At 73.0% G+C, this 13,267-nt stretch carries 11 protein-coding genes; 8 read left to right on the forward strand and 3 right to left on the reverse strand.

All coding sequences use genetic code 11. The features are described from left to right. The first annotated feature begins 125 nt into the window (after window positions 1-125). The 6 genes from ACLQ2W_RS01980 to ACLQ2W_RS02005 all read left to right on the forward strand — a co-directional run bounded on the left by ACLQ2W_RS01980 (window position 126) and on the right by ACLQ2W_RS02005 (window position 6,227). Window positions 126-1,745, forward strand: coding sequence for a protein kinase family protein (locus ACLQ2W_RS01980; protein ID WP_425785003.1), 1,620 nt, complete (start codon window positions 126-128; stop codon window positions 1,743-1,745). Further along, on the forward strand, window positions 1,742-2,452 hold the full coding sequence (gene sigM / locus ACLQ2W_RS01985; RefSeq protein WP_425785004.1) for an RNA polymerase sigma factor SigM: 711 nt from the start codon (window positions 1,742-1,744) through the stop codon (window positions 2,450-2,452). Before ACLQ2W_RS01980 ends, sigM begins: the two co-directional genes overlap by 4 nt. Beyond that, window positions 2,449-3,417, forward strand: coding sequence for a hypothetical protein (locus tag ACLQ2W_RS01990; protein WP_425785005.1), 969 nt, complete (start codon window positions 2,449-2,451; stop codon window positions 3,415-3,417). The genes sigM and ACLQ2W_RS01990 overlap by 4 nt, the downstream gene beginning before the upstream one ends. A gap of 176 nt (window positions 3,418-3,593) precedes the next feature. Beyond that, window positions 3,594-4,547: a thioredoxin-disulfide reductase gene (trxB, locus tag ACLQ2W_RS01995; RefSeq protein WP_425785006.1), complete on the forward strand. Its 954-nt coding sequence runs from the start codon at window positions 3,594-3,596 to the stop codon at window positions 4,545-4,547. Between the two features lie 30 nt (window positions 4,548-4,577). After that, entirely contained in the window at window positions 4,578-4,901 is a 324-nt protein-coding gene (trxA, locus tag ACLQ2W_RS02000; protein WP_281933936.1) for a thioredoxin, read from the forward strand. Between the two features lie 165 nt (window positions 4,902-5,066). Further along, window positions 5,067-6,227: an N-acetylmuramoyl-L-alanine amidase gene (locus ACLQ2W_RS02005; protein ID WP_425785007.1), complete on the forward strand. Its 1,161-nt coding sequence runs from the start codon at window positions 5,067-5,069 to the stop codon at window positions 6,225-6,227. A gap of 5 nt (window positions 6,228-6,232) precedes the next feature. On the opposite strand, the gene ACLQ2W_RS02010 is transcribed toward ACLQ2W_RS02005, so the two are convergent. Continuing rightward, the gene (locus ACLQ2W_RS02010; protein WP_405091780.1) at window positions 6,233-6,898 is read right to left on the reverse strand and encodes a GNAT family N-acetyltransferase; all 666 of its coding nucleotides are present in this window, start codon (window positions 6,896-6,898) and stop codon (window positions 6,233-6,235) included. Window positions 6,899-7,189: 291 nt separating this feature from the next. Here ACLQ2W_RS02010 and ACLQ2W_RS02015 point away from each other — a divergent pair, with 291 nt between their 5' ends. Together ACLQ2W_RS02015 and ACLQ2W_RS02020 are read left to right on the forward strand one after the other, a co-directional pair. Next, window positions 7,190-8,503, forward strand: a complete 1,314-nt coding sequence (locus ACLQ2W_RS02015; RefSeq protein ID WP_425785008.1) for a PLP-dependent aminotransferase family protein — start codon at window positions 7,190-7,192, stop codon at window positions 8,501-8,503. 7 nt (window positions 8,504-8,510) lie between these two features. Further along, on the forward strand, window positions 8,511-9,503 hold the full coding sequence (locus ACLQ2W_RS02020; protein WP_425785009.1) for a D-alanine--D-alanine ligase family protein: 993 nt from the start codon (window positions 8,511-8,513) through the stop codon (window positions 9,501-9,503). 25 nt (window positions 9,504-9,528) lie between these two features. Here ACLQ2W_RS02020 and ACLQ2W_RS02025 read toward each other — a convergent pair whose 3' ends face one another. Together ACLQ2W_RS02025 and ACLQ2W_RS02030 are read right to left on the reverse strand one after the other, a co-directional pair. Continuing rightward, window positions 9,529-10,380 (reverse strand): hypothetical protein, encoded by an 852-nt coding sequence (locus tag ACLQ2W_RS02025; RefSeq protein ID WP_425785010.1) that lies wholly within the window; start codon window positions 10,378-10,380, stop codon window positions 9,529-9,531. Between the two features lie 1,832 nt (window positions 10,381-12,212). Then, a complete protein-coding gene (locus ACLQ2W_RS02030; RefSeq protein WP_425785011.1) occupies window positions 12,213-13,256 on the reverse strand; it encodes a ParB/RepB/Spo0J family partition protein in 1,044 nt (347 codons plus the stop codon). Between the last annotated feature and the right edge of the window lie 11 nt (window positions 13,257-13,267).

Genomic DNA, 13,267 nt, shown 5'->3' on the forward strand with positions numbered 1-13,267 from the left:
GGGAAGATGACATGTCGGAGAACCGGGCATCCCGGGTAAGGTCGCTCTCGACGGGTACGTCCGGCGTCGACGTGGGCGTCGACGCCGACCGTGCCGGTTCCACCGAAGCCAGAGCGGGAAGCCACATGCCCAGCAGCACGGGTCCATCGATCGACACGATCACCGAGGGAGGACGGGTGACCCAGGTCGGCGAGGGTCAGGAAGCGGAGGAAAGTTCTCCCGCGGTCGTGACCCTCGGTGCTCCCACGGTCGGTGAGCTCCTCGCCGAGCGCTACGAACTGGTCGAGCACATCAACAACGACAGTGCCGGCCGGCTGGTCTGGCGCGGGGTCGACGTGGTGCTGCGCCGGCCCGTCGCGGTGGTCCTCCGCTACCCCGGCGGCGACTCCGCCACCGAGATGCTCCAGGCCGCGGTCGCGGCCAGTCGGGTCATCCACCCCAACCTGGTCGGCGTCTACGACGCCATCGACGAGGACGACCGGGCCTACGTGGTCCGCGAGTGGGTGGACGGCCAGTCGCTCCGGGAGATGGTCGCCGCCGACGGGCCGCTGGACCCGGCCCGCGCGACCGCGATCGGCAACGCCGTCGCCAGCGCCCTGGCCGCGGTGCACGCCACCGGCATGGTGCACGGCAACCTCCACCCCGGCACCGTAATGATCAGCGACGACGGCCGGGTGGTGCTGGCCGACGCGCGCACCGACGGGGCGGACAGCCAGGAGAACGACCTGCGGGCCGTCGGCGGGGTGCTCTACTTCGCGCTGACCGGGCACTGGCCGCACGGTGAGGCCCCGCTGCACGGCGCCACCGCCGGGCACGGCCGGGCCGCCCTGCCGGACGCCGTCCGGGACGCCAGCGGCAGCATCGCCGCGCCCCGGCAGGTCCGCGCCGGGGTCCCGGCGTACCTCGACGACCTCACCATGGACCTGCTCGACCCGGAGATCGCCCCGCCCTCGTCGGACGTGCTGTCCGCCGAGCTGAGCCGGCTCGACATCCCGGCCGACGAGCAGTTCCTGGAGCAGGCCGGCCCGCTGCGCTTCACCGCCGACCCCGGCGAGGAGCCGTCGTCCCCGCTGGCCGCGGCCGGCGGGCGCAAGGTCGCCCTGGGCATCGCCGGCCTGCTGGTGGTGGCGCTTGTCGGTCTGCTCGTCGGGATCAGCGTGCTCGGGGGCGGTGACGACGACGCCAAGGAGCCGGTGGCCCAGCCCACCAACAGCGCCCCCGCCACGGGCGGCAGCACCGAGGCGGCCGCGCCGGTCCGCAAGCTCACCGTCTCCGACGTCCGGATCATCGACCCGGAGAGCGGGGACCGCGCCGAGGTGCGGAACGCCGAGAAGGTCATCGACGGCAGCGACGACGAGGGCTGGGAGACCCAGACCTACCGGAACAACGGCAAGTTCGGCGGCCTGAAGAAGGGCATGGGCGTCTGGATCGACCTGGGTGCCCCGCACACGGTCAAGTCGCTCCAGGCCACGCTCTCGTCCACCGGCGCATCGGCCGAGCTGCGCGCCGGCACCAACGGTGAGTTCCCCTCCACCTCCAAGGGCGACAAGGACCTCGTCGCGGCGTACCCCACCGTGATCGGGCAGCCGTTCGAGGACCACGACGGCACCAAGATGACGTTCAACGGGTTCGACCCCGCCCAGAAGTACCAGTACCTCCTCTTCTGGATCACCGAGCTGCCGAAGAAGGACGACGGCAGCGGCTGGAAGATCGGGGTCCAGGAGATCACGGTCCAGGGCTCGTGAGCCGCTGGTCGGCGACCGGTGACGGCCCGCCGGCCGGCTCCGACCTGGAGCTGCTCCGGGCCCACGTCGCGGGTGACCGGGACGCCTTCACCGAGCTGTTCCACCGGCACCGCGACCGCCTCTGGGCGGTGGCGCTGCGGACCATCGGGGACCGCGAGGAGGCGGCCGACGCGCTCCAGGACGCGATGCTGTCGGCGCACCGCGCCGCGGCCCGTTTCCGGGGCGACTCGGCGGTCACCACCTGGCTGCACCGGATCGTGGTGAACGCGTGCCTGGACCGGATGCGGCGACGCCAGACCCACGCCACCGTCCCACTGCCCGACGGGGTGCACACCGACGGGAAGCCGGGACACCACACCGGCGGCGTCGAACCGGCCGCGCCCGCCCCCGACCACGACACCGCGCTGGTGGTCCGGCAGGCGCTCGCGGCCCTGCCGGCGGAGCAGCGGGCCGCGCTGGTGCTGGTGGACGTGCAGGGCTACCCGGTGGCCGAGGTGGCCCGGATCCTCGACGTCGCCGAGGGGACGGTGAAGAGCCGGTGCGCCCGGGGTCGGGCGCGGCTCGCCGTGCTGCTGGGGCACCTGCGCACCGGCGCCGACGACGCCGTGCACGTGCCGCGGGTCACCGCAGGGAACCGCCGGCGACCCGAGGGCGTCGGATCCTCGTCGGGACTTCCCCGGCCGGACGCCAGCCAGGAGGAGCCGTGAGTTCGCGGGAGTTCAGCGAGGTCGACCACGACCTCCTCGCCGACTACCTCGGCGGGGCGCTGGACGGCACCCCCGAGCAGGCCACCGTGGCCCGGCTGGTCGAGCAGGACCCGGCCTGGCGCGCGGCGTACGCGGCCCTGGCCGGCGCGCTCGACCTGGTGCACGCCGACCTGGCCGACTGGGCGTCGTCGCCCGCGCCGGAGCTGCCGGTGGCGGTCTCCGACCGGATCACGGCCGCGCTCGCCGGCGCCGGTCCCGCCCCGGCCGCCGACCACGTGCCCGAGCACGCCGGTCGGGATGCGACGCCGGTCACCGTGCCGGCGCAGCCCGGCCGGACGACCCGCCCACCCGGCACGGTCGCCCGTCCCGACCGGCACACCGGGCCGGGGCGACGTTCCCGGCGCTGGGCCCGGGTCGCCGGGCCGGTGGCGCTGGCCGCCGCCTCGGTCGCCGCGGTCAGTCTCGGCGTCGGCCGGCTGGCGGACACGGGTGGGGACAGCAGCACCGCCGGTCGACCGGCCGGGGAGGCGGCGCCGGCGGCGGGCGCGCCGTACCGCACGACCGGGCCGGCCGTACGCAGCGGCACGGACTGGACCCCGGAACGCCTCGGCCGGGACGCCAAGGCGGCGTCGGTCCGACCGGACATGGCCGGGCCGTCGGGCGCGGCGGGCAGCGGCCGGGAGACACCCCTGGCCGCCGACAAGAACCGCCTCGGCGCCGTGGGCGGGTTGGACCGGCTCGCCCGCCCGGAGGCGCTGGCCGCCTGCCTGACCGCGATCGGCGCCGAGCACGGCGCGGCACCGCTCACCGTCGAACTGGTCGACTACGCCCGGTTCCAGGGCAGTCCGGCGCTGGTGGTGACGTTCTCGGACGCCGGCGGCGCCCGCTGGGGCTGGGTGAGCGGGCCGGAATGCGGCGTACCCGGGTCCGGAGCGGACACCCGGTTCCGCACGCGAGTAGGGTGAAACCGCGGTCAGGGGTCCTGTCCCGCCACGTGACGTGACCCACCGGATGACCGGCTCGGGAATCCCCGCTTCGTACGATGACGTTCTGGAAGTCAGGCGCCGGCGCCTCTGCGCGGTCGGCACTCGGATCGACATCGGTGCGTACCGGTGACGAACACACACATCGGGAGACGGCAGTGGACGAGGTCCGCAACCTGATCATCATCGGCTCCGGCCCGGCCGGCTACACCGCGGCGGTCTACGCCGCGCGCGCCAACCTCAAGCCGCTGGTGATCGAGGGCGTGCAGTCCGGTGGCGCGCTGATGACCACCACCGAGGTGGAGAACTTCCCCGGTTTCGCGGACGGCATCCTCGGCCCCGAGCTGATGGACAACATGCGCAAGCAGGCCGAGCGGTTCGGCGCGGAGTTCCTCACCGACGACGTGACCCGGGTCGAGCTGAAGGACACCGGCGAGATCGGTTCGGACGCGGTGAGCACGGTCTGGGTGGGCGAGACCGCCTACCGGGCCCGCGCCGTCATCCTCTCCACCGGTTCGGCGTGGCGTCCGCTGGGCGTGCCGGGCGAGCAGGAATACCTCGGCCACGGCGTGTCGTCCTGCGCCACCTGTGACGGCTTCTTCTTCCGTAACCAGCACATCGTGGTGGTCGGCGGCGGCGACTCGGCCATGGAGGAGGCGAGCTTCCTCACCCGTTTCGCCGAGTCGGTGACGATCATCCACCGCCGCGACTCGTTCCGGGCCAGCAAGATCATGGCGGAGCGGGCGCTGGGCAACGAGAAGATCAAGGTGGAGTGGAACACCACGGTCGAGGAGATCATCGGCGAGGACGGCAAGGTCACCGGCGTACGGGTGCGCGACGTGCACACCGGCCAGACCAAGATGCTCGACGTCACCGGCGTGTTCGTGGCGATCGGCCACGACCCGCGCAGCGAGCTGTTCCGCGACCAGGTGGAGCTGGACGACGAGGGTTACGTGAAGGTGCAGGCGCCGAGCACCCGCACCAACGTGCCGGGCGTGTTCGCCGCCGGCGACGTGGTCGACCACACCTACCGGCAGGCCATCACGGCGGCCGGCACCGGATGTGCGGCCGCGCTGGACGCCGAGCGGTTCATCGCCACCCTGCACGGCTGAGAATTTCACCAAAGGGAGAAGGGGTTCATCGTGGGAGCAACCAAGGCGGTCACGGACGCGAGCTTCGCGAGCGACGTGCTGAAGTCCGACAAGCCGGTCCTGGTCGACTTCTGGGCGGAGTGGTGCAGTCCGTGCCGCAAGGTCTCGCCGCTCCTGGAGGAGATCGCGGGCGAGATGAGTGACCAGGTCACCATCGTCAAGCTCAACATCGACGAGAACCCCGAGACGGCGCGCGCCTACCGGGTGATGTCCGTGCCGACGCTGACCATCTTCAAGAACGGCGAGCCGGTGCAGTCGATCGCCGGCGCCAAGCCGAAGGGCGAGCTGCTCAAGCTCATCGAGTCGGCGCTCTGACCGACCCGACACCGCCGGAGCCCCCGTCACCCCACCCGGGTGTCGGGGGCTCCGGCGTTCCTGACCTGCGCGAACCCGAACCCGCCAGGTAACCGGCCACGGTACGCTCCGTAAGCGTCCGTCGGAGCTACCGCCTCCGCCAGCGCCCGTGCAGAGGGGGTCGTCGTGCGTCCGATCCGACCCGGTGACCGGGGCCCCGCGGTGGCCGAGATCCGAACCGTGCTCGCCGGCCTGGAACTGCTGCCCACCGACGGCCGCGCCGACGACTACGACGCCGCGACGGAACGCGCGGTCCGCGCCTTCCAGCAGTCCCGCGGCCTCAGCGTCGACGGGCGGGTGGGCGCGGAGACCTGGCGGGCGCTGGACGCGGCCCGGTGGCGGTTCGGCGCCCGTGCGCTCTACCACTCGGTCCCCGAGCCACTGACCGGCGAGGACGTCCGTTCGCTCCAGGAACGCCTGCTGGAGATGGGGTACGACGTGGGCCGCGCCGATGCCATCTACGGCATCCGCACCTCCCGCGCGGTGGCCCAGTTCCAACGCGAGATGGGGCTGAAGCCGGACGGGTCGTGCGGCCCGCACACCGTCAACGCGCTGCGCCGGCTCGGCCGCAAGGTGGTCGGCGGGCGCCCGCAGTGGCTACGCGAGTCCGACGCCATCCGGCAGGCCGGGCCGACGCTCGTCGGCCGGACCGTGGTGATCGATCCGGGCCACGGGGGCACCGACAGCGGCGTGGTGGTGCCCGACGGCTCGCTGCGCTGGACCGAGGCGGACCTCGTGCACGATCTCGCCAGCCGGCTGGAGGGGCGGCTCGCGGCGGCCGGCGTACGGGTGCAGCTCACCCGGGGCCCGTCGTCCCCGACCTGCCTGCCGGACGCGGACCGGGCCCAGCTCGCCAACTCGCTCGGCGCGGACGTGTTCATCTCGCTGCACACCGACGGGCACGCCAACCCGGCGGCCGACGGCGTCGCCACCTACCACTACGGCACCGACAACGGCGTCACCTCGGCCACCGGGGAGCGCCTGGCCGGGCTGGTGCAGCGGGAGATCGTGGCCCGCACCGGGCTGCGCGACTGCCGCACCCACGCCAAGGCGTGGGACCTGCTCCGGCTCACCCGGATGCCGGCGGTCCGCGTCGAGGTGGGCTACCTGACCTCCCCCACCGACCGGGGTCGGCTGATCGACCCGCGCTTCCGCGACCGGGTGGTCGAGGCGATCGTGGCCGGGGTGCAGCGGATGTACCTGCCGATCGAACGGGACGTGCCGACCGGCTCGATCGACGTCAGCGAGCTACGGGCGATCGTGGCCGCCGGCACCGTGGTCGACTGAGCCGGTCAGCTCGTCGAGCGGGTGGCCGGCGCCGGCCGTACCGGCCGCAGCAGCGTCTCCGGGCTCATCGAGCCGAGCAGCTTCTCCAACGCGTACTCGACGTCGGACTTCCAGCTCAGCGCCGTGCGCAGCTCCAGCCGCAGGCGTGGGTAGCGGGGGTGCGGACGGACCGTCTTGAAGCCCACCGAGAGGAAGAAGTCGGCCGGCGCGACACACGCCCGGGTGGGGCCGTCCGGCTCGTCACCGAACTTGGCGTCGCCGAACGCCTCGATGGCCTTGATGCCGCGCTTGGTGAGGTCCCGCGCCACGCCCTGCACCAGCATCCGGCCCAGACCGCCGTCGGCGAACGCGGGCACCACGTGCGCGGTCATCAGCAGCGCCGCGTCCGCCGAGACCGGCGACGTCGGAAACGCCATCGAACGCGGGACGTACGCCGGCGGGGCGTACATGACGAAACCGGCCGGCATGCCGTCGACGTAGACCAACTTGCCGCAGGAGCCCCACTCCAGCAGCGTCTGGGAGACCCATGCCTCCTTCTCCAGGCCCGGGTCGCCGGCCGCGCAGGCCTGCTCCGCGGAGACCGGATCCAGCTCCCAGTAGACGCACCGCCGGCAGGATCGGGGAAGGTCCTCCAGGGTGTCAAGCGTCAGGCTGACCAGACGTCGTGACATGAGCGCACCCCACCAACAGTCTCGGAGCGTCGGTCACCGCGGTGTCCCGCCGCCCTCCTGCTCCCGACGAGCGATCGTACGCTTCCGCCCGCCGACGCGGGAGGGGACGCGCGAACGCCCACCCGGGCGACGGACCCGGCAGTCCGGGATGTGGACGTGTCCACACGGCGGGTTCCGCGCCGGTCACCAGGGACTACGATCGACCAATCGGCCGCGCGCCGCCATTGGATGCCGGCATCGCGGGTACCACACCGGGCGGCAGCCCCGCCGACACCCGACCGAGGTGATGTCATGACCGGCACGACGCTCGACGACTACACCGACCGGTACGCCCGCCGCGTCCGGGGGATGACCGCCTCCGAGATCCGGGCGCTCTTCGCGGTCGCCAGCCGGCCGGAGGTCGTCTCGCTCGCCGGCGGAGCGCCCTACATCGCCGCGCTGCCGCTCGACGCGGTGGGCGAGATGCTCGGCCGGCTCGGCGCCGAGCACGGCGCCACCACCCTCCAGTACGGCATCGGCCAGGGCACCCTGGAGCTGCGCGAGCGGATCTGCGAGGTGATGGCCCTCTCCGGGATCGACGCCTCCTGCGGGGCCTCCCCGGAGGACGTGGTGGTGACCGTCGGCGGGCAGCAGGCGCTCGACCTGGTGGCCCGCCTCTTCCTGGACCCGGGTGACGTGGTGCTCGCCGAGGGCCCGACCTACGTCGGCGCGCTCGGGGTGTTCCAGGCCGCCCAGGCGCAGGTGACGCACGTGCCGATGGACGACCAGGGCCTGATCCCGGAGGCGCTGGAGGTGGCCATCGCCGATATGGCCCGGGCCGGCCGGCGGGTGAAGTTCCTCTACACCATCCCGACGTACCAGAACCCGGCCGGCGTGACGTTGAGCGAGGAGCGGCGCGAACGGGTGCTCGACATCTGCGAGCGCGCCGGCCTGCTGGTCGTGGAGGACGACCCGTACGGTCAGCTCGGTTTCGAGGGGGAGGCGCCGGCGCCGCTGCGGGCCCGGCGGCGCGACGGGGTCTTCTACCTGAGCACGTTCTCCAAGACGTTCGCCCCCGGCCTGCGGGTGGGCTGGATCCTCGCCCCGCACGCGGTGCGCGACAAGCTGGTCATCGCCAGCGAGGCGCAGATCCTCTGCCCCAGCGCCTTCGCGCAGTCCGCCGTCTCGACGTACCTCGGCACCATGCCGTGGCGGGAGCAGCTCAAGACCTACCGGGAGGTCTACCGCGAGCGGCGGGACGCGCTGCTCGGCGCGCTGACCGACCTGATGCCGGCCGGCACCACCTGGACCACCCCGACCGGCGGCCTCTTCGTGTGGGCCACCCTGCCGGACGGGCTGGACGCCAAGGCGATGATGCCGCGGGCTGTCTCCGCCCGGGTCGCGTACGTGCCCGGCACCGGCTTCTACGCCGACGGGACGGGCACGTCCAACATGCGGCTCAACTACTCCTTCCCGCCGCCGGAGCGGATCCGGGAGGGTGTGCGCCGGCTGGCCGGCGTGATGGAGCAGGAGATCGCCATGCGGAAGGTCTTCGGAGCGGTCGGCAACGCCGGGCCACGCCGACGCCAGGGCGGCTCCGACGCGCCCGGCCCCGACTTGGCATGATGCCGGCATGGCCGTCACCCCCGCCGCACCGACACCCGTGACCGGATCCTCCGCCGACGAGCTGCACGTGCTCGTGCTCGCCGGCGGTCTCTCCTACGAGCGGGACGTCTCCCTGCGGTCCGGCCGTCGCGTGCTGGACGCGCTGCGCGCGGTCGGCGTACAGGCGGAGCTGCGGGACGCCGACGTCGCGCTGCTGCCCGCGCTGGCCGCCGACCCGCCGGACGCGGTGGTGATCGCCCTGCACGGCGCCACCGGCGAGGACGGCTCGCTGCGCGGCGTGCTCGACCTGTGTGACGTGCCATACGTCGGCTGCGACGCCCGCTCCTCCCGGCTGGCCTGGGACAAGCCGTCCGCCAAGGCCGTCCTGCGCGAGGCCGGCATCCCCACACCGGACTGGGTGGCGCTGCCGCACGACCGCTTCTCCGAGCTGGGTGCGGTCGCCGTCCTGGACCGGATCGTCGACCGCCTCGGGCTGCCGTTGATGGTCAAGCCGGCGCAGGGCGGCTCCGGTCTGGGCGCCGCCGTGGTCCGGGACGCCGCGTCGCTGCCGGCCGCGATGGTCGGCTGTTTTGCGTACGACCAGACGGCGCTGGTGGAGCGCTACGTGCCCGGAATGGACGTGGCGGTGTCCGTGCTCGACCTGGGCGACGGCCCGCAGGCCCTGCCCCCGGTCGAGATCGTGCCCCGCAACGGCGTCTACGACTATGCGGCCCGCTACACGGCGGGGCGTACCACCTGGCACGCGCCCGCCCGGCTCGACACCGCCACGACCGCGCAGGTGACCGACGTGGCGCTCGCCGCGCACACGGCGCTCGGCCTGCGGGACGTGTCCCGCGTCGACCTGATCGTCGACGCGGAGGGCCGGCCGCACGTGCTGGAGGTCAACGTCTCGCCGGGCATGACGGAGACGTCGCTGCTGCCGCTGGCGATCCAGGCGGCCGGGCTCGACTTCGGTCGCGTCCTGGGCTCGCTGGTGGGCCGGGCCGCCGCCCGCCGCTGAGCTGACCCGGCCGGCCCCACCACTTTCACTCCCGGTTCGGACCGGCCGATCCTGTCGTCGGCTCCGCGCCGCCGTCCAACGCCGTGGGCCCGGCGTCGCCGGTCGCGGGCTCGCCATCCCCGTCGCGGGGGCCGCCGTCGGGCGTGCGCACCGAAGGCGTGTCATCGTCGGCGTCGTCGGCCGGCCCGACCGGCTCGGCCTCCGGGATCTCGTCCGCCGCTTCGATCACCGACGCCGTCTCCTCGTCGGGTTCCTCGGTGGTGTCCGCCGGTGTCGGCGAGGAGAGACTCGACGGCGCCTGCCACCGGATGCGCGGCGGCTCGGCGAGCGGTCGGCCACCGAACTCGGCGAGCCACGCCGCCACCATGGCGAGGTTCTCCCGCCACTGCTCCTCGGAGATCGGCGGCAGGATCGAGTCCCACAGCGACAGGAACGTGCCCCGTAGTTGCAGCCGCCCGTACGGGCGGGCCAGGAACCACATGTGCAGGTGCGCCGACCCGTCGCCCCAGCGGTTGACGTGCACCCGGGCGACCCCGTCCAGCGAGCGGATGGCCCGCTCCAGCCGGACGGTCATCACCCCCAGCTCGGCGGCGAGCAGGTTCGGCAGGTCACCGAGGTCCAGGTGGGAGCGGGACTCCAGGATCAGCACCATCGGCAGGCCGGTGGGCCGGTCCATGGTGCGGACCCGCCACCGCTCACCAACCCAGATGTACGCCTCGTCGGGCGCGTTGCAGGCGGTGCACTCCCGGTCCTCCTCGCCCCGACGGGGAGGTTCGACCGGCACGGGATCGTCGAGCTGCTTGACGCGAAGATCGCCCTCGAAGGGGAAGGAGGGCCACTGGGTGAAGTCCGGGACTGAGGGAGGGGTGTCCTGCACGACGCTGACCCTAACGGAGTTGGCGACGCCTGTCCCTCCCCGTTCCCACCGGAGTCGAGCCCGCTTCGACGATCCACAGCGCGTTGTCCACCATGTTGTCCACAGGCCGCCGAGATCACCACCACAGTGCGTCATCCACAGCTCAGCAAGGGTTTCCAGGTGTTGTTTCACGTGAAACGGAGTGAGCCTGTGGACAACGGCTGTGGATAACTTCTGCGGTCGTGGGGGCTCTCGTCGACCCTTCCGTTCAACGAGCGGAGGGCTCCGACGCAGCGGCTCAAAGAGGGCTCAGTCCCGCTGTGTGGGTTGGCTCGTTTCACGTGAAACGGAGCGCTCCATGATTCCTGGCTGCGCGGGGCACCCGTCGCGGTTCAGCCCTGGAGGAGCACGCGCTCGATTGGGCGCGGCCCTCTTCCGTTTCACGTGAAACGGGCTACGAGGAGCCCACAGGGTTCCGCTCGCAGCGCTCCGGCGCGCCGATTGTCGGCGCTCGTGGGTCCCGCCCGCCCGCAGCCCGATCCGCATCCCGGAGGTAGCCCAACGGGACGCGACAACGACGTCCGGCAGCGCCGCCCCCGCAGCCCATCGCCGGATGTACGCCAGCGGGCGCTCCTGTCCCAGGACGGATCCCTGAGCGTCGGCGGAAGGGCTTCCTCGTGCGGGCGGACGAGCTCAGTCCTCACAGCACCGGGCGAGCACGTTCGTGGCGGCAGCGCCCCGAACTCGCGCTGCCCCAGACGCCGACCTCCCGACGACGGACTCGTCCCACCGGTCGGCTCACGCCTGAAGCGTCCCGGCCCGGCCGCACCGCCCCGCTCGGATCCGCTCGGTCCCTCTCAGCGGTCCGTGGGAACGGCACCGCACCTGCCCCGGGTGGAGACCTCATTCCCGAACCGCTGGCCGATGCCGGCCCATGCACGAGTGCGGCGGGCAGGATGTGCGGCTTGAGCGCGACGCTCGCCTCCGTCGTCGCGCGACACCGGAGTCCGCTGGGTCTGCTGCGCCGGTGACTCGGCCGGGCTGAGTCGGTGACCGGGCCGGGATGTGGTGGGGATCGCCGCGAGGACTGCGGGATGGCTGCCTTTAGACGCGCGCCGTGCCCGAAGCCGTGCACGCGTACCGCGCACCCCGTCTGCCGCACCGTGCATGCCGTCATGGGCAGCATCGCGAGGCCCGCCCCGGTGATCGATCGGGTGAGGGTCCGGGCTCACCGCGCATGCCGTGACGGGACAGCACGGCGGGCAAGGCCGATGATCAGCCGGGTCGAGGCAGCTCGGCTCAGCGGCACGGCGAGCCTCTGTCGGGGATAGGAGACGACCGAGCAACTCCGGCGACAGACAAGCCGCCGTCGCCACGGCTCAATCGCATGCGGCGAGCAAGCGCAAGGACACCGCTCCCGCCCCCGCAGGCCGAACACCCGCCTATCCGAGTCGAGACGCTCATGGCGCATGGGGAACCGCTCTTGCGGGCCCTGGCAAGCCCAGGCTGTTTCACGTGAAACCGCACCGCCAGCCCTACCGCTTCACGGCCCCGCGCCGCCCCGGCCCGGCACCTCCCATGGCAGGGGGCGCCGGCGGCCGACGGTCCTCGCGTCGAGCGCGGTACGACCAGCGAACGGCAACGGTGGCAGCGCGGCACGACCAGGTGATCCAAACGGTCGGGGCGCGTCAACTCCGACGAGCGACAACGGGAGCAAGGCACAGCACGTCGGGCGAGTGACAACGGGATGCGAGGCACGGCACCGTGGGCGAACCGCAGCGGTGGACGGGTGCCGGAATGCCACCGGCCGCACCCCCTCAACGGGAATGCGGCCGGTCGGGTCGAGCAGTGAGTCACTCCTCGGGCTGCTCCTCCTGGCCCACGCCGATGATGCCGACGATCCGCTCCAGGTCGTCGACGGTCGCGAACTCGATCGTGATCTTGCCCTTGCTCCGGCCGATGTCGACCTTCACGCGGGTGTCGAAGCGGTCCGAGAGCCGGTCGGCGAGATCGGAGAGCGCGGGAGCATGCGCCTTGGTCCGGCGCTTGGCCGCAGGGGGCTTCGCCGGCCCCTCAGCCAGCGCCAGAGCCACCAACTCCTCGGTGCCGCGTACTGATATGCCCTCGGCGACGATCCGCGTGGCGAGCTTCTCCTGGGCCTCACCGTCGTCGAGGCTGAGCAGCGCCCGGGCATGGCCGGCGGAGAGCACCCCGGCGGCGACCCGCCGCTGCACGGCGCCGGGGAGGTTCATCAGGCGAATGGTGTTGGAGATCTGCGGTCGGCTGCGGCCGATCCGGCGTGCCAGTTCCTCGTGGGTGGCACCGAACTCCTCCAGCAACTGCTGGTAGGCCGCCGCCTCTTCGAGCGGGTTCAGGTTGGCGCGGTGGATGTTCTCCAGCAGCGCGTCCCGGAGCATCGCATCGTCCTTGGTCTCCCGGACGATGGCGGGAATGCTCTCCCGCCCGACCGCCTGGGCGGCACGCCAGCGCCGCTCGCCCATGACGAGTTCGTACTTCTCGCCGTCGAGCTGCCGCACGACGATCGGCTGGAGGAAGCCGACCTCCTGGATCGAGGTCTTCAGCTCCTCCAACGCCTCCTCGTCGAAGACGTGCCGCGGCTGCTTCGGGTTCGGCACGATGGTGTCGACCGGGATCTCGGCGAAGCGGGCACCCGGCACCGGGCTCAGCTCGAACTCCGGCTCGGCGGCCGGCGTTCCACGGTCGAGGACCGCGCCGGCCCCGGCAGGGGGCGGGTCCGCGACGGGAGAAGCCGGGGTGGCGGCCACCGTCGGGACGGATGCCTCATCGGCCTCCGGCGGGGCGACGCCCGGCGCCGGCCCGGTGGGGATGAGGGCGCCGAGCCCTCGGCCCAGACCGCCGCGGGGACGGTTCTTCATGCGACGCCTCC

The sequence above is a fragment of the Micromonospora sp. DT227 genome, from assembly GCF_049841835.1.
Classification (GTDB): Bacteria; Actinomycetota; Actinomycetes; order Mycobacteriales; family Micromonosporaceae; genus Micromonospora.

Coding starts and splice junctions, on each gene's coding strand:
- ACLQ2W_RS01980 (WP_425785003.1), top strand. CDS start 126: ATGCCCAGCAGCACGGGTCCATCGATCGACACGATCACCGAGGGAGGA.
- ACLQ2W_RS02010 (WP_405091780.1), bottom strand. CDS start 6,898: ATGTCACGACGTCTGGTCAGCCTGACGCTTGACACCCTGGAGGACCTT.
- ACLQ2W_RS02015 (WP_425785008.1), top strand. CDS start 7,190: ATGACCGGCACGACGCTCGACGACTACACCGACCGGTACGCCCGCCGC.
- ACLQ2W_RS02020 (WP_425785009.1), top strand. CDS start 8,511: ATGGCCGTCACCCCCGCCGCACCGACACCCGTGACCGGATCCTCCGCC.
- ACLQ2W_RS02030 (WP_425785011.1), bottom strand. CDS start 13,256: ATGAAGAACCGTCCCCGCGGCGGTCTGGGCCGAGGGCTCGGCGCCCTC.